This window comes from Pseudomonas sp. LPB0260, from assembly GCF_013388395.1.
Window position 1 is genome coordinate 2,010,988 of record NZ_CP058247.1, and the last position, 14,945, is coordinate 2,025,932.

9 protein-coding genes are annotated in these 14,945 nt (G+C 65.5%); all 9 read right to left on the reverse strand.

The features are described 5' to 3' along the window. Positions 1–103: 103 nt before the first annotated feature. The 9 genes from LPB260_RS08840 to LPB260_RS08880 all read right to left on the reverse strand — a co-directional run bounded on the left by LPB260_RS08840 (position 104) and on the right by LPB260_RS08880 (position 14,409). A complete protein-coding gene (locus LPB260_RS08840; RefSeq protein ID WP_208708319.1) occupies positions 104–1,936 on the reverse strand; it encodes a tetratricopeptide repeat protein in 1,833 nt (610 codons plus the stop codon). Positions 1,937–2,087: 151 nt separating this feature from the next. Further along, positions 2,088–5,834: a hypothetical protein gene (locus LPB260_RS08845; protein WP_208708320.1), complete on the reverse strand. Its 3,747-nt coding sequence runs from the start codon at positions 5,832–5,834 to the stop codon at positions 2,088–2,090. A gap of 488 nt (positions 5,835–6,322) precedes the next feature. After that, positions 6,323–8,260, reverse strand: a complete 1,938-nt coding sequence (gene acs / locus LPB260_RS08850) for an acetate--CoA ligase (protein ID WP_208708321.1) — start codon at positions 8,258–8,260, stop codon at positions 6,323–6,325. Positions 8,261–8,381: 121 nt separating this feature from the next. Next, positions 8,382–10,046, reverse strand: coding sequence for a glucose-6-phosphate isomerase (pgi, locus tag LPB260_RS08855; RefSeq protein ID WP_208708322.1), 1,665 nt, complete (start codon positions 10,044–10,046; stop codon positions 8,382–8,384). A gap of 108 nt (positions 10,047–10,154) precedes the next feature. After that, on the reverse strand, positions 10,155–10,535 hold the full coding sequence (gene panD, locus LPB260_RS08860; protein ID WP_208708323.1) for an aspartate 1-decarboxylase: 381 nt from the start codon (positions 10,533–10,535) through the stop codon (positions 10,155–10,157). A gap of 82 nt (positions 10,536–10,617) precedes the next feature. Beyond that, the gene (gene panC / locus LPB260_RS08865; RefSeq protein ID WP_208708324.1) at positions 10,618–11,478 is read right to left on the reverse strand and encodes a pantoate--beta-alanine ligase; all 861 of its coding nucleotides are present in this window, start codon (positions 11,476–11,478) and stop codon (positions 10,618–10,620) included. Then, on the reverse strand, positions 11,475–12,275 hold the full coding sequence (gene panB / locus LPB260_RS08870) for a 3-methyl-2-oxobutanoate hydroxymethyltransferase (RefSeq protein WP_208708325.1): 801 nt from the start codon (positions 12,273–12,275) through the stop codon (positions 11,475–11,477). Before panB ends, panC begins: the two co-directional genes overlap by 4 nt. Before the next feature lie 251 nt (positions 12,276–12,526). Further along, positions 12,527–13,009, reverse strand: a complete 483-nt coding sequence (folK, locus tag LPB260_RS08875; RefSeq protein WP_208708326.1) for a 2-amino-4-hydroxy-6-hydroxymethyldihydropteridine diphosphokinase — start codon at positions 13,007–13,009, stop codon at positions 12,527–12,529. Further along, the gene (locus LPB260_RS08880) at positions 13,009–14,409 is read right to left on the reverse strand and encodes a polynucleotide adenylyltransferase PcnB (protein WP_208708327.1); all 1,401 of its coding nucleotides are present in this window, start codon (positions 14,407–14,409) and stop codon (positions 13,009–13,011) included. Before LPB260_RS08880 ends, folK begins: the two co-directional genes overlap by 1 nt. Positions 14,410–14,945 lie beyond the last annotated feature (536 nt).

Genomic DNA, 14,945 nt, shown 5'->3' on the forward strand with positions numbered 1-14,945 from the left:
GCGGCAAGCGACCGCGGTCGCTGTCCGGGGCGGCAGTGCCGCCGTCGGCGCGCCTAGTGGAGAACTGCCGGCTCGGGGCGAGACGGCAGTGCGCCGAGAGGCCTCAGGCCAGCTCGGCGTGCAGCGTCTTGAACTGCTTTTCCAGATTGCGCGTGAGGCGCGGGGTGTCGAACAGCGCGCCCTGCTCGCGGGTGTGCTGCAGATGAGCGCGCAGGCGCTGGCATTCGCGGGTCGAATTGGCCAGTGCCACGGCCTTTTCCTCGTAGCTGGCCAGGTCGTAGGTGATGAGCTCGTCCAGGCCAGCGGCTGTGAGCAGGGCGCCGGCCATGCGCGAGGCAAAGGTCTGGCCGCTACGCGTCAGTACCGGCAGGCCCATCCACAGGGCGTCGTTGGCGGTGGTGCCGCCGTTGAACGGGTAGCAGTCGAGGAACAGGTCGGCCACCCCATAGCGTGCCAGGTACTGCTCCGGGAGGGTGCGCGAGGCGAAGATCAGCCGTTGCTCATCGATGCCGCAGGCCAGCGCCTCCTGCCTGAGGTTGGCCTCGGCCCAGGGGTTGTCGGCCAGCAGCCAGAGCACGCTGCCCGGTACGCGGCCGAGGATTCTCATCCAGGTGCGGAACATTTCCGGGGTGTATTTGTAGTTGTTGTTGAACGAGCAGAACACGAAGGCATCAGGCGGCAGGCCACAGCTTTCCCGTGACGGCACCGGCGCGCTCTGGCGCTGGCGGTCGCTCACCTGATAGACGTCCGGCAAGTACAGCGGCTTCTCCGAATAGAACGCCACGGCCGATTCCGGAATCAGGAAGCGATCGGCGATCACGTAGTCGATCGACGGTAGGCCGGTGGTGGCCGGCAGGCCCAGATAGGTGATCTGAATCGGCGCGGGGCGATACGCCAGCATGCCGGCGCGGGCGCCCAGGGTCTGGCCCTGCAGGTCGATGAGGATGTCGATCTCATGCTGGCGGATCAGCTGGGCGGCGGCCTCGTCGCTCAAGGCATGGATGTGCTCGAAGTGGTCCATGGCCTTGATGACGCGCTGGCGCAGCGCCGAGCCGTCTTCGCGGCTCCAGTCGAAACCGTAGATCTCGAACTGGTCGCGGTCGTGCAGCTCGAAGAGCTCGACGGTCAGCATGGCCACCGGGTGCAGGCAGAAATCCGACGAACAATAGCCGATGCGCAGCTTGCGGTGACCATAGCCATGCTTTGGCGCGAGCCGGGGTACCTGGGACTGGACCTTGCGGCTGACGTACTGCCGGGCTGCCTCGAGCTGTGCCTGTGGGTCTTCCGAGAGGCTGATCATCGCCAGGGCCGAGGTCGACTGCTGGAACATCTGTTCACTGATGCCGTCGATGCTCTGGTACACCGGCCAACAGCATTGTTTGGCGCGCAGAAAGACCCAGTGGTGAATGACATCCGGCTGGTTCGGTTCGATCCTCAGGCTCTTGGTCAGGGCCGAGAGGGCCTCGGCATAGCGACTCTTTTCTTCGTAATGGCGTCCGAGGTTATTCAGCGCCAGCAGCAGCAGGGGGCGCTGCTCGCTGTCGGTCGGGTTGGCATGTGCCTCGATCCACAGCCATTGAGCGGTCGCGGCATCATGCTGGCCCTGGCGCTCATAGACCAGGCCCAGATTGAAGCGCGGCTGGAGGAACTGCGGTGCCAACCCCAGGGCATGGCTGTAGGCCTCCTTTGCCCCTGCTAGGTCGCCCTCGCTGAACAGGATGACGCCCAGGTTGAAGTAGGCCAGGTGGTTGTGGGTCGTTTGATTGCGCTTGAGCCAGGTCTGGTAGAGCACCGCAGCCAGGGCGTTGCGGCCCTCGGCGGAAAACTGCCCGGCGATCTCGAGCAGTTGCAGCAGGTTCAGCCGGCCTTCCCAGGCCTGCTGAGTGGCCTGGGTGAAGTCGAGGCCGGCAGGCGCGTTCTGATTCTTCTTGGGCATGGTTTCTCGCCATCTGATCGGTTAGACCCACGAGCGCGCGAGCGCCCCACCGAGGGCGAGTCTACTCGAGGTCCGGCTCCGCTGGAGTAGGGGCGGAGCCGGACAAACCCGTGGGTATTCTCGATGGCCAGGAAGACCTGGCCATTGAGGCTTAGGCGAATACGGTGTCGTAATCCGTCTGGCCCAAGTGCGCGAGCAGTGCCTCCTTCTGTTCGCCCGACATGTTGGTCTTGACATCGTTCATCGCCTGCAGCTGGGCCACCGAGAAGGCCGTGACCTGGCTGAGGGTGAACTCGCTGAGATTGCTTGCCGAAATCGCGCCCAGCTGGCCGTTGCTCATGTTGCCCAGCTGAGCATTGCCGAACGACCTGATCTGCGAAGCGGTCAGGCTGCCGAACTGGCTGTTATCCAGTTTAGTGACGTCGAGGGCGGCAATCTGGCTGTTCTGCAGGGCGGCGATATTGCCCCCGATGTCCTTGAGGGTATCGGCGGTGGCCATGGCGGACAGTTGGGTCGCATCCAGGGCGCGCAGTTGTTGGGCGGTGAGGGCACCGACCTGGCTGCCGGTCAGCTTGTCGATGTCGCCGGCCAGGCCGCTGATCTGGGCGACCGAGAGCTGATCGACCTTGCTGCCCAGGACCTCGAGCAACGACTTGGTTTCGGCGGAGAGGTCCGTGGTCAGCTGAGCGCTGTTAAGCGCGCCCAGCTGGACGCTGCTCAGGCCGCCTACCTGATTGCTGGTCAGAGCTGCGATCGAGGTAGTGCTCAGGCTGCCGACCTGGCTGGTGGAAAGCTCCTGCATGTCGCTGGCCGCGAGCTTGGGCAGGATGGCCGCCACTTGCGGATTGCCCAGCGCCTGCATCTGGTCGGAGCTCAGCGCCTTGACCTGGTTGCTGGTCAGGCCTCCCAGCACGCCCGTGCTCAGGCTCGCCACCTGGGCGGTGGTCAGGGCGCTGATGTCGCTGGCATACAGGTCCTTGAGCACTGCAAGCTGGTCGGTATTCAGCGCGCGCATCTGGCCGGTGGTCAGCTTGGAAATCTGCTCGTTGGTCAGGCTTTGCAGCTGGCCGGCACTCAGGTTAGCGACTTGGTCGGTGCTCAGGGCCTGGATCTGCGAGGTGGACAGGTTGCTCAGCACTGCGCCCAACTGTGTGTTGTCCAGGGCTTTGACCTGAGTGCCGCTCAGGCTCTGCACCTGGGACGACGACAGGAACTGCAACTGGCCGGCGCTCAAGGCGGCCAATTGGTTGGTCTGCAGGGCCTGCAGGTCCTCGGTTTCGATTCTACCGATCTGGTTGCCGGTGAAGGCCTGCAGCTGGCTGGTGCTCAGAGAGCGGACTTGGGCGGTGCTCAGCGCCTCGACCTGCTGGTAGGTCATGGCGGCGATCTGGCTGGCCTTGAACGCGCGCACCTGGGTAGTGCTCAGTGCACCGATACCCGCGGAGGTGGCGGCGAGCTGGCGGACCTGATCGTCGCTGAGGGCCTGAATCTGATCGGTTTGCAGGTTGCCCTTGAGCTTGCCCAGGTCGTATGCCTCAAGGGCTTTGACCTGGTCGGTGCTCAGCGACTGGGTCTGGGTGGCGCTGAGGCTATCGATCTGAGCGTCGCTCAGTGCACGCAATTGCTCGGTCCCCAGTGCCTTGACCTGATCGGTACGCAGCGCGGCGATGGCGCCGGTGCTGCCAGTCGTCAGCGCCGCGATGGCGTCTGTGCTCAAGGCGCGAAGCTGGCCGGTGGTCAGGGCGCGAACTTGTGCGGTGCTCAAGGCTCCGGCCTGGCTGGCGCTCAGGGCCGCCACCTGGGTGGTGTCCAGGGACTGGACTTGCGCGGTGGTCAGCGCCGCGATTTGGGCCGTGGCGAGCGACTGAACCTGCTCGGTGCTCAATGAGCCGATCTGGCTCGCCTGGATCTTGCTGGCCAGGGCGACCAGGTCCTGTTGCTCGAGTGCCTTCAACTGACCTGCATCGAGCGCACGCACTGCTGTTGCGCTTAGGCCGGCGGCCTGGGAGTCGGTGAGGCTGCGGATCTGCTCGGTGCTGAGAGCGCGCACCTGTTCGGTTTTCAGTCCGGCGATTGCAGAAGTTTTTAGCGCGGCAATCTGCTCATTGCTCAATGCCTTGATCTGTCCGGTCACGCCGTCGCTGCTCAATGCACGCACTTGCGTGGAGCTCAACGCCGCAATCTGATCGGTTTTCAGCGCGGCGATCTGCTCGCTGCTCAGGGCGGCGATCTGCCCGGTGGACAGAGCGCCGATCTGCGCGGTACTGAAGGATTGCACCTGGTCGGTGCTCAAGGCCGCGATCTGGTTGGCTTGCAGGGTCGGCGCCAGTGCCTGTACCGCGCTGTAGGCCATGGCCTTCAGCTGGTTGCCATCGAGCTGGCGGACCGCCGTGGAACTGAGCTTCTGGATCTGCCCGTCGGTCAGGGCCTGCACCTGGTCGGTGCGCAGGGCCTGAATCTGCGTGCCGGTCAGCGAGCGAATTGCCGCAGTGGAGAGTGCCGCGACCTGGTCGTTGGTCAGGTTCTGCAACTGGTCCGAGCTCAAAGCACGCACTTGAGACGAGGTGAGGGCGCCGGCCTGGCCGGAGCTGAGACTGCCAAGCTGAGAGGTTGACAGTTGCTGGACCTGGGCGGTGGTCAGGGCCGCCACGGCGGAGGTCGAAAGCGCCGCCAGTTGGCTGCTGCTCAGTGCCTTGATCTGCCCGGTCACGGCGTCGGCTGTTAGGACTCGCACCTGGGCGGAGGTCAGTGCCTTGACCTGATCGCTGCTCAGGCTCTTGAGCTGGTCGCTGCTCAGCTGCTGTACCTGGGCGGTGGTCAGCGCGGCGATCGCCTCGGTCTTGAGGGTGGCGATCTGGTCGGTGCTCAGGGCACCAAGCTGGTCGGTTTTCAACGAGCTGACCTGGCCGGCCAGCAGCGAACCGACCTGAACGTCGGACATCTGGCCGATCTGGCTCGCCGACAGCGCGCGGATCTGGGTGGTATTCAGCACGCTGATCGAGTCGGTGCTGAGTGCACCTATCTGTTCGCTGGTCAGTGCGCCGATCTGGGCGGTGGTGAGGGACCTGGCCTGGTTGGCGCTCAGGCTCTTGATCTGGGTGTCGGACAGCGCCTGAATCTGCGTGGTGGTCAGCGCCTTGAACTGCGAGCCGGTCACCGCGGCCAGCTGGCTGGTTTCGAGTGACTGCAGTTGGTCTGCGTTCAAGCTGGCAATCTGCGCGGTCGTCAGGGAGCTGATCTTGCTGCCGAGAACGTCGATGGCGTCGAACTGGCTACCCTTGAGCGCCTGCACCTGGGTCGAGGTCAGTGCGTTGATCTGGTCGCTGCTCAGGCCGCGCAACTGATCCGCCGAAAGCAGTTGCACCTGCTTGGTGGTCAAGGCCTGGATCTGCTTGGTGCTCAGCTCCTGCACGGCATCCAGCTGGCCTACGGTAAGTGCCTGGATCTGGGCGTTGCTGAGTTGGTCGCCGGCGCCATCTTCCAGGGCTCGGATCTGCTCGGCGGAGAAGGCCTTGAGCTGGTTGGCCGAGAGGCTGCCAATCTGCGCTGTGTTGATGGCGTCGACCTGCTGATAGGTCATCACGGCCAGCTGCGCGGTGGTCAGTGCCTTGAGCTGAGTCGCGCCGAAAGCGCTGATCTGATCTTCCTTGAGACCGTACTGCACCTGATAGGGGTTGAGCGCGGCCAGTTGAGTGCCGCTCAGCGCGACGATGACATCGGGCTTGTAGTTCCCCGAGTCGTCCAAGCCGATGGCGGAGATCTGATCGGGTGACAGGGCCTGGATATGCGACGCCGTCAGCGTCTTGATTGCGCTGGCGTCAGCGGACCTGATCTGGTCGGTCGTCAGCGATGAGATCTGGTCGACGGTATAGCTCTTGAAGGATGAGATGATGGTCATTTGCCCTAGTCCTCTGCCCGGAATTTGCTGGTTATTCCCGTCGCCGGATGCCGCACAGATCCACGTCTGACGCGATCTGCCAGTGCCTCAAAATGCGCAGGATGGTACCAGGGGGCCACATGGTCGTGGCCGAAATCGGACTGGTGGCGTTGTGCCACGTCTCAGTGGCGCTACATCTCGCTTCCCAGAGCTGCCTACTGCGTCAAGAATGCTCGCACTCTGGCTCGTCGAGACCGGCAGATGGTTGGGTATCCCTGCCTTGGACGTTCCTTGTGGGCATTACCTGCCGGCTCGCTTTTTCCTGGTTCCGACAAATGTGTCGTCGCGGCAAGAGAAAGCTTTAGGTCCTCGCGCAAGTATTTTTCGCGGTCAGTCGTGCGGGCTGATGGGGGCGGTCGCGAACGGCCCTTGCCTGGGCGGTTGCCGGCGCCAACACGGCGCTGGGCGCGCAGTGTTGGCGGCTTTCGGTTGGGCGGGGCTGAGCGTGCTCAGCGATTGAGGCGTTGGTCGATCAGGCCGTCGACCACACTCGGGTCGGCCAGGGTCGAGGTGTCGCCGAGGGTGTCCAGCTCGTTGCAGGCGATCTTGCGCAGGATGCGTCGCATGATCTTGCCGGAGCGGGTCTTGGGTAGGCCGGGGGCCCATTGCAGCAGTTCGGGTTTGGCGAAGCTGCCGATTTCCTTGCCGACCAGGGCCAGCAGTTCCTTCTTCAGCGCGTCGCTTGGTTCCACCCCGTTCATCGGCGTGACAAAGGCGTAGATGCCCTGGCCCTTGACGTCATGGGGGTAGCCGACCACTGCCGCTTCGGCCACGGCATCGTGCAGCACCAGGGCGCTTTCCACTTCGGCGGTGCCGATGCGGTGGCCGGAGACGTTGATCACGTCGTCGACCCGCCCGGTGATCCAGTAGTAGCCGTCCTCGTCGCGGCGCGCGCCGTCGCCGCTGAAGTAGTAGCCGGGGTAGGGCTTGAAGTAGGTGTCGATCAGTCGCTGGTGATCGCCATAGACGCTGCGGATCTGGCTCGGCCAGCTGGCCTTGATCGCCAATACACCGCTGGCCGGGCCGTCGATTTCCTTGCCCTGCTCATCCAGGAGGACCGGTTGCACGCCGAAGAATGGCAGGGTCGCCGAGCCTGGCTTGAGGTCGGTGGCGCCGGGCAGCGGGGCGATCATGATGGCGCCGGTTTCGGTCTGCCACCAGGTGTCGACGATCGGGCAGCGCTGGTCGCCGACCACGTTGTAGTACCACTCCCAGGCTTCCGGGTTGATCGGCTCGCCGACCGAGCCGAGCAGGCGCAGGCTCGTCCGTGAGCTGCTCTTGACCGGGCCCTCGCCTTCGCGCATCAGCGCGCGGATGGCGGTCGGCGCGGTGTAGAAGATGTTCACCTGGTGCTTGTCGATCACCTGCCAGAAGCGCGAGGCGTCCGGATAGTTCGGCACGCCCTCGAAGACCAGGCTGGTGGCGCCGTTGGCCAGCGGGCCGTAGACGATGTAGCTGTGCCCGGTGACCCAGCCGACATCGGCGGTGCACCAGTAGATGTCGCCGTCGTGGTAATCGAACACGTACTTGTGGGTCATCGCCGCCATCAGCAGGTAGCCGCCGGTGGTGTGCAACACACCCTTGGGCTTGCCGGTGGAGCCGGAGGTGTAGAGGATGAACAGCGGGTCCTCGGCCTCCATCGGCTCGGGCGCGCAGTCGTCGCCGGCGCCGCGCAGCGCGTCGTGATACCAGATGTCGCGTTCGGCGTGCCAGTCGATCTCGCCCTGGGTGCGTTGCACCACCAGTACGGTGGAGACGTCCGGGCAGCTCTGCAGCGCCTTGTCGACGTTGGCCTTGAGCGGCACGTACTTGCCGCCGCGCACGCCTTCGTCGGCGGTGATCACGGTGCGGCAGTCGGCATCCAGGATGCGGTCGCGCAGGGCATCGGGGGAGAAGCCGCCGAACACCACCGAGTGCACCGCGCCGATGCGCGTGCAGGCGAGCATGGCATAGGCGGCTTCCGGAATCATCGGCATGTAGATGCACACCCGGTCGCCCTTCTGCACGCCGCGGCTCTTCAGGGCGTTGGCCAGGCGGCAGACCTGCTGGTGCAGCTTGCTGTAGGTGATGTTGGCCGATTCGCTGGGGTCGTCGCCCTCCCAGATCAGCGCCACCTGGTCGCCACGCTGCGCCAGGTGGCGGTCGATGCAGTTGTAGCTGACGTTGAGCTGGGCACCCTTGAACCAGGTCGCCTGGCCCTTGTACATGTCGACGTGGTGCACGCTGAGCCAGGGCTTGAACCAGTCGAGAAAGGCCTTGGCCTGTTCGGCCCAGAAGGTCTCCGGTTGCTCGATCGACTGCTGATAGAGGCGCTGGTAGTCGGCGCTGTCGAGGTGCGCGCGCTGGCGCACGGCGTCAGCCACGGGGTGGCGGGTGATCTCAAACATGGCGGGTCCTTTTGTCTGGTTGTGTCCGCGATGTCGGTAAGGTTAGCACCCCCGCGGCGCCCCGGATCAAGCGCCGCAACCCCGTGCCTGCGCCCCGACCTGAGCCAGGGCGCGGCTGGGCTCAACCGCGATGGCGGGCGCGGAAGAAGTCGATCAGGCCCTGGGTGGAGGGGTCCTCGGCCGGCCCCGGCTCGGTGCTGAGCAGGCGCGAGTAGACGTTCTTGCCCAGCTCCTTGCCCAGCTCGACGCCCCACTGGTCGAAGGCGTTGATGCCCCAGATGGCGCTCTGGGCGAACACCTTGTGCTCGTACAGCGCGACCAGAGCGCCCAGGCGGCGCGGGCTGACCCGTTCCATCACCAGGGTGTTGCTCGGGCGGTTGCCGGGGATCACCTTGTGCGGCGCCAGGCGCTGCACCTCGTCCTCGTCCAGGCCCTTGGCGCGCAGCTCCGCCTCGGCTTCGGCCTGGGTCTTGCCGAGCATCAGCGCCTGGCTCTGCGACAGGCAGTTGGCATAGAGCCACTGGTGATGGTCGGCCACCGGGTTGTAGCTGACCACCGGCACGATGAAGTCGGCCGGGATCAGCGCGGTGCCCTGGTGCAGCAGCTGGTGATAGGCGTGCTGGCCGTTGCAGCCGACCCCGCCCCAGATCACCGGGCCGGTGGCGCAGGGCACGGGGCGGCCGTCCTGCAGCACGCGCTTGCCGTTGGACTCCATGTCCAGCTGCTGCAGGTGCTTGGTGATGTTACGCAGGTAATGGTCGTAGGGCAGGATCGCCTGGGTCTGGGCGCCCCAGAAGTTGCCGTACCAGATGCCCAGCAGGGCCATGAGCACCGGCATGTTCTGCTCGAACGGGGCGTTCTGGAAGTGCTCGTCCATGCTGTAGGCGCCGGACAGCAGCTCCTTGAAGTTGGACATGCCGATGGACATGGCGATCGGCAGGCCGATGGCCGACCACAGCGAGTAGCGCCCGCCGACCCAGTCCCACATCGGCAGGATGTTCTCCTCGTGGATGCCGAAGGCCACCGCCGCCTCGCGGTTGCTCGACACGGCGATGAAGTGGCGGTGCAGTTCGCCCTCGGTGCCGCCCTGGGCCAGGTACCAGCTGCGCGCGGCCTGGGCGTTCTTCAGGGTTTCCAGGGTGCTGAAGGTCTTCGAGGAGACGATGAACAGGGTGGTTTCGGCGCGCAGCTTGGCCGCCAGCTCGTGGAACGAGCTGCCGTCGATATTGGCCAGGTAGTGACAGCGCACGCCGCGCTGGGCGAACGGCAGCAGCGCCTCGGAGACCAGCTGCGGGCCGAGGAAGGAGCCGCCAATGCCGATGTTGACCACGTCGGTGATGGGCTTCTCGCTGTAGCCGCGCCACAGGCCGTCGTGCACCTTGCCGACCAGTTCGGTCATCTGGTGCAGCACCCGGTGCACCTCGGGCATCACGTCGACGCCATCGACCAGCACCTTGTCGCCGATCGGCCGGCGCAGCGCGGTGTGCAGGGCCGGGCGGCCCTCCGAGGCGTTGAGCCGTGCGCCGTCGAACAGCGCGCCAATCGCCTGCCGCAGGCCACACTCTTCGGCCAGACGCACCAGCAGGTCGCGGGTCTTGTAGGTGATCAGGTTCTTCGAGTAATCGAGAAACAGGCCACAGCTGCTCAATGACAGCTGATCGAAACGCTGCGAATCCGCTTTGAACGCCTCGCGCATGCTGAAGTCCTGCAAGCCGGCTCTATGGCTTTGCAGTGCCTGCCAGGCGGGCAGGGCGGTGACATCGAGCGGGTGCTGGTAGTACGCCATTGCGGGGCTTCCTTCTGCTTGTGCGTTCTCTGGATATCGATAGGGGCAATAAAAAGCCCGGAGCACTGTCTGTGTCCGGGCTTTGAGTGTAACCGGCGGGGCGCCGCCTCAGGCCACCTGCAACGGAATGGCGTTGCTGGTGTGGCTCAGTTCGTTGCCCGGCGCCATGTACAGCATGCGCGGCTTGAAGCTGGCCAGCTCGGCCTCGCTGTATTGGGCATAGGCACAGATAATGACCCGGTCGCCGACCTTGGCCTTGTGCGCCGCCGCGCCGTTCACCGAGATCATCCGCGAGCCGGCTTCGCCGCGAATCGCGTAGGTGGTGAAGCGCTCGCCGTTGTCGATGTTGTAGATCTGAATTTGCTCGTACTCATGGATGCCGGCCAGGTCCAGCCACTCACCGTCGATGGCGCAGGAGCCCTCGTAGTCGAGCACGGCGTGGGTGACTTCGGCGCGGTGCAGTTTGGCCTTGAGCATGATCGCGTGCATGGCGTTCTCCTAAGCGGTTGCAGTGGCTGTGCGAGCCGGTGCGCAGCAGCCCAGGGCGCCGGCGCACGAGCCCGCTGGCGGGTTACGGGGTGGCGTCGAGGTCGAGCGCCAGGTTGTCGATCAGCCGGGTGTTGCCGATGAAGGCGGCGACCAGGATCACCAGCTGGCGATCCTGAGCCGTGGCCGGGCGCAGGCTGTTGGCTTCGCGAACTTCCAGATAGTCCGGGCGGAAGCCGGCGGTGAGCTGCTGCTGCTGGGCGGCGGCGATCAGCTTGGCGAAGTCGCGGTCACCCCCGCGCAGCGCCGCGGCGATCTGCTGCAGGCTGCGATACAGGGTGGGCGCCACGACACGCTGTTCAGGGGTCAGGTAGCCGTTGCGCGACGACAGCGCCAGTCCGTCCTCGGCGCGCACGGTGGGCTCGCCGATGATCTGGATCGGCATGTTCAGGTCGCGGACCAGGGCGCGGATCACCGCCAGCTGCTGGAAATCCTTCTGGCCGAATACCGCGAGATCCGGCTGCACCATGTTGAGCAGCTTGGTCACCACGGTGGCGACGCCCTCGAAGTGCCCCGGGCGGCTGGCGCCGCACAGGCCTTCGGAGACCCGCGGCACGCTGACCCGGGTCTGGTCGTTCATGCCGTCCGGGTACATCTCCTCGACGCCGGGGGCGAACAGCAGGTGGCAACCGGCTTCGAGCAGCTTGTCCTGGTCTTCGGCGAGGGTACGCGGGTACTTGTCGAGGTCTTCGCTCGGGCCAAATTGCAGCGGGTTGACGAAGATGCTCGCCACCACGAAGTCGGCGCGCTGGGCCGCCTTGGTCACCAGCGCGGCATGGCCGGCATGCAGGTTGCCCATGGTCGGCACGAAGCCGATCTGCTTGCCTTCGGCGCGCGCCTGGGCCACGGCGGCCCGCAGGTCGCGAATGGTCTTGACCGTGTTCATAGGGAGAATCCGTGTTCGGCGGCGGGGAAGGTCTGCGCCTTGACCGCCTGGACGTAGGCGCCGAGCGCCGCCTGAATGTTGTTCTGACCGGCCATGAAGTCCTTGACGAACTTCGGCGTGCGGCCGCTCAGGGACAGGCCGAGCATGTCGTGCAGGACCAGCACCTGGCCGTCGGTGGCGCTGCCGGCGCCGATGCCGATCACCGGGATCTTCACCGCCTGGCTGATCTCCGCGGCCAGTTCACTGGGCACGCACTCGAGCAGCAGCATGGCCGCGCCGGCCTGCTCCAGGGCCATGGCGTCGGCGCGCATCTGGCGTGCCTGGGCCTCCTGGCGGCCCTGGACCTTGTAGCCGCCGAGCAGATTGACCGCCTGCGGCGTCAGCCCCAGGTGCACACAGGTCGGCACGCCGCGCTCGGCGAGCAGGCGGACCGGTTCGGCGAGCCAGCCGGCGCCTTCCAGCTTGACCATGTGGGCGCCGGCCTGCATCAGGGTGGCGCAGTTGGCCAGGGTCTGTTCGGGGGTGGCGTAGGCCATGAACGGCAGGTCGACGAGGATCAGCGCACCCTGGTTGCCGCGCTTGACGCTGGCGGTGTGGTAGGCCATGTCGGCGACACTGACCGGCAGGGTGCTGTCGTGCCCCTGCAGGACCATGCCGAGGGAGTCGCCGACCAGCAGCACCTCGACCCCCGCCTGGCTGGCGACCTGGGCGAAGGTGGCGTCGTAGCAGGTCAGCATGGCGATTTTCTCGCCGCTCTGCTTGAGGCTCTGCAGGGTGGTCAGGGTAACGTCAGGCATGAGAATCGTCCTCAATCAGGCGTCGAGCCAGCAGCCGTGCTGCTTCAAGTTGGCCTGCATTGGCCTCGGTTTTCACCGGTGCGGGGCAACGGGACGCATATAGTCCTGATGGGGCGGCTTGAAGTCAATTGCGGGTGTTACCGGCACGTTACTGGCGTTACCGTGCGGCGCCGGCGTGCGGGGCGCGGACGCAGCATCCGTGGTGCCGTCGCGGCGCGCCCGGGCGCTTGGCGACGGAGCGACGAGAGGCTCTAGGCCAGGCGCTCCAGTCCCTGGAAGGGGCAGGCGTCGAGCAACTGCTGCAGCGCGCGACCGTCCGGCAGCACCAGGTCCGGGGCCAGTTCGGCCAGGGGATAGAGGACGAAGGGGCGGGCATGCATGTGGTAATGCGGCACCGTCAGGCGCGGCTCATCGAGGCGGCGCTGGCCGAACAGCAGGATGTCCAGGTCGAGGGTGCGCGGCCCCCAGCGTTCGGCCTTGCGCGTGCGGCCCTGGTTCAGCTCGATGGCCTGCAAGGCGTCGAGCAGGGCCAGGGGGGCGAGCGCGGTATCGAGGGCAGCCACGGCATTGACGTAGCGCGGCTGGTCCGCCGGGCCGAGCGGGTCGCTGGCATAGAAGGACGAGGTGGCGCTGAGCTGCGACTGCGGCAGCTCGGCCAGCGCGGCGAGGGCGCCATGCAGTTGCTGCAGGGGCTCGGCCAGGTTGCTGCCGAGGCCGATATAGACCCGTTCCATCAGTCGTTGCTCGGCTTTGCCGCGCCTTCGCCGCTGCGCTTGCGCCGGCCGCCGCTGCGCTTGCGCTTGCGCGGGGCGCCGGGGCCGTCGTCCTTGCTGCTGAGCTCGCGGATCATCGCTCGTCGCTCGCTGTCGCTGGCATCCTGATAGGTGGTCCACCAGGCGCCAAGGCCGCCGGTCTGCTCGCCCGCGCTCTCGCGCAGCAGGAGGAAGTCATAGCCGGCGCGGAAGCGCGGATTCTCCAGCAGCAGGTCGGCACGCTTGCCGCTGCGCCGCGGCAGGCGCTCCTGCATGTCCCAGATCTCGCGGATGGGCAGGGTGAAGCGCTTGGGCACGGCAATGCGCTGGCACTGCTCGCTGATCAGTTCGTGGGCGGCTTCCTGCATGGCTGGGATCGGCGGCATGCCACGTTCCTGCAGCTTCAGCACGCGGGCGGGCAGCGCCGGCCAGAGCAGCGCGGCGAAGAGGAACGCCGGGGTCACCGTCTTGCCCTGCTGGATGCGCAGGTCGGTGTTGGCCAGGGCGTTGTGGATCAGGGTGTCGGTGTAGTCCGGGTTCTGCTTGAGCGCCGCGGCGCTGGCCGGGAACAGTTCGCCGAACAGGCCGTAGTCGACCAGCAACTCGTAGGTGTAGACCGCGTAGCCGGCGAGAAACAGCTTGAGCACTTCCTCGAACAGGCGCGCCGAGGGGATCTCGCGCAGCATCGGCGCCAGCTTGTAGATGGGCGCGGCGCTGTGTTTCTCGATTTCGAAGTCCAGCTTGGCGGCGAAGCGCACGGCCCGCAGCATGCGCACCGGGTCTTCCTGGTAGCGCTGGGTCGGATCGCCGATCAGGCGGATCAGGTGGTTGCGGATGTCGTGCACGCCATTGGCGTAGTCGAGGATGCGCTCGCTGCTCGGGTCGTAGTACAGCGCATTGATGGTGAAGTCGCGGCGCTGGGCGTCGTCCTCCAGGCTGCCGTAGACGTTGTCGCGCAGGATGCGTCCGCTCTCGTTGCGCGAGGCCAGGTTGCTGTTCTCTTCCTCATCGCCCTGGGGATGGTTGGCGCGGAAGGTCGCGACCTCGATGATCTCGCGGCCGAAGTGCACATGGGCCAGCTTGAAGCGCCGGCCGATCACCCGCGCGTTGCGGAACTCGGCGCGCACCTGTTCGGGGGTGGCGCTGGTGGCGACGTCGAAATCCTTGGGGTCGATGTCCAGCAGCAGGTCGCGGACGCAGCCACCGACCAGGTACGCCTGGTAGCCGGCGTTCTGCAGGCGCTCCACCACGCTGGTGGCGTAGCGGCTGATTTCCCCGCGCTGGATCGGGTGCTGGCTGTTGTTCAGCACCTCGGGGGTGCTGTGCGAATGCTTGGCGCGGCGAAGGGGAGAGCGTAAAGACTTGAACAGCTTTTTCAGCATGGGATGCACTGTTTGACGGAATGACTGGCCAGAATACGTGATGGCCGCAGGATTGGCGCGGATTCTAGCATCGAGTCGGGAGATGGTGTAGGAAGCGGCGGGAGATAGTCAGGCTGGCCGGGGCTGAAGCTACTGGGGGAGCCTAGGCTCCCCCTCAAGTAGGTGCGTGCTTTGTTTTTATTGTTATGGCGAGCTTGTTGTTGTTTTCGTCTTGCTCGTTCCGCCGAGTCAATGACCCGTGGAAAACCTCCCAGTGTGGGAGCCAATAGCAAACGGATTACTTTGGATGCTGACGCTGCCATGGTCCTTGCGTGACCCAACCAGTACAGGAGCTGCCTCGTGGCAGTTTTATTGTTCTCGGCCTGGCTGTGGGGCGAACCCCAAAGGCAATTCCTTTCCAAAATGATCAGTTAGCTGCGCCTCCGTCTTGTTGTTCTTGTTGTTCTGGAGTCGTTACGTCTTGTTTTTATTGTCGTGGGTGCTGCTTGTTATTGTTGTTGTGCCAGCGATAAAGCAGATGCCGTGCCAGTTTTGAG

Excerpts from the sequence above, each read along its gene's own strand:
- LPB260_RS08840 (WP_208708319.1), bottom strand. The coding sequence starts at position 1,936 with ATGCCCAAGAAGAATCAGAACGCGCCTGCCGGCCTCGACTTCACCCAG.
- LPB260_RS08845 (WP_208708320.1), bottom strand. The coding sequence starts at position 5,834 with ATGACCATCATCTCATCCTTCAAGAGCTATACCGTCGACCAGATCTCA.
- acs (WP_208708321.1), bottom strand. The coding sequence starts at position 8,260 with ATGTTTGAGATCACCCGCCACCCCGTGGCTGACGCCGTGCGCCAGCGC.
- pgi (WP_208708322.1), bottom strand. The coding sequence starts at position 10,046 with ATGGCGTACTACCAGCACCCGCTCGATGTCACCGCCCTGCCCGCCTGG.
- panD (WP_208708323.1), bottom strand. The coding sequence starts at position 10,535 with ATGCACGCGATCATGCTCAAGGCCAAACTGCACCGCGCCGAAGTCACC.
- panC (WP_208708324.1), bottom strand. The coding sequence starts at position 11,478 with ATGAACACGGTCAAGACCATTCGCGACCTGCGGGCCGCCGTGGCCCAG.
- panB (WP_208708325.1), bottom strand. The coding sequence starts at position 12,275 with ATGCCTGACGTTACCCTGACCACCCTGCAGAGCCTCAAGCAGAGCGGC.
- folK (WP_208708326.1), bottom strand. The coding sequence starts at position 13,009 with ATGGAACGGGTCTATATCGGCCTCGGCAGCAACCTGGCCGAGCCCCTG.
- LPB260_RS08880 (WP_208708327.1), bottom strand. The coding sequence starts at position 14,409 with ATGCTGAAAAAGCTGTTCAAGTCTTTACGCTCTCCCCTTCGCCGCGCC.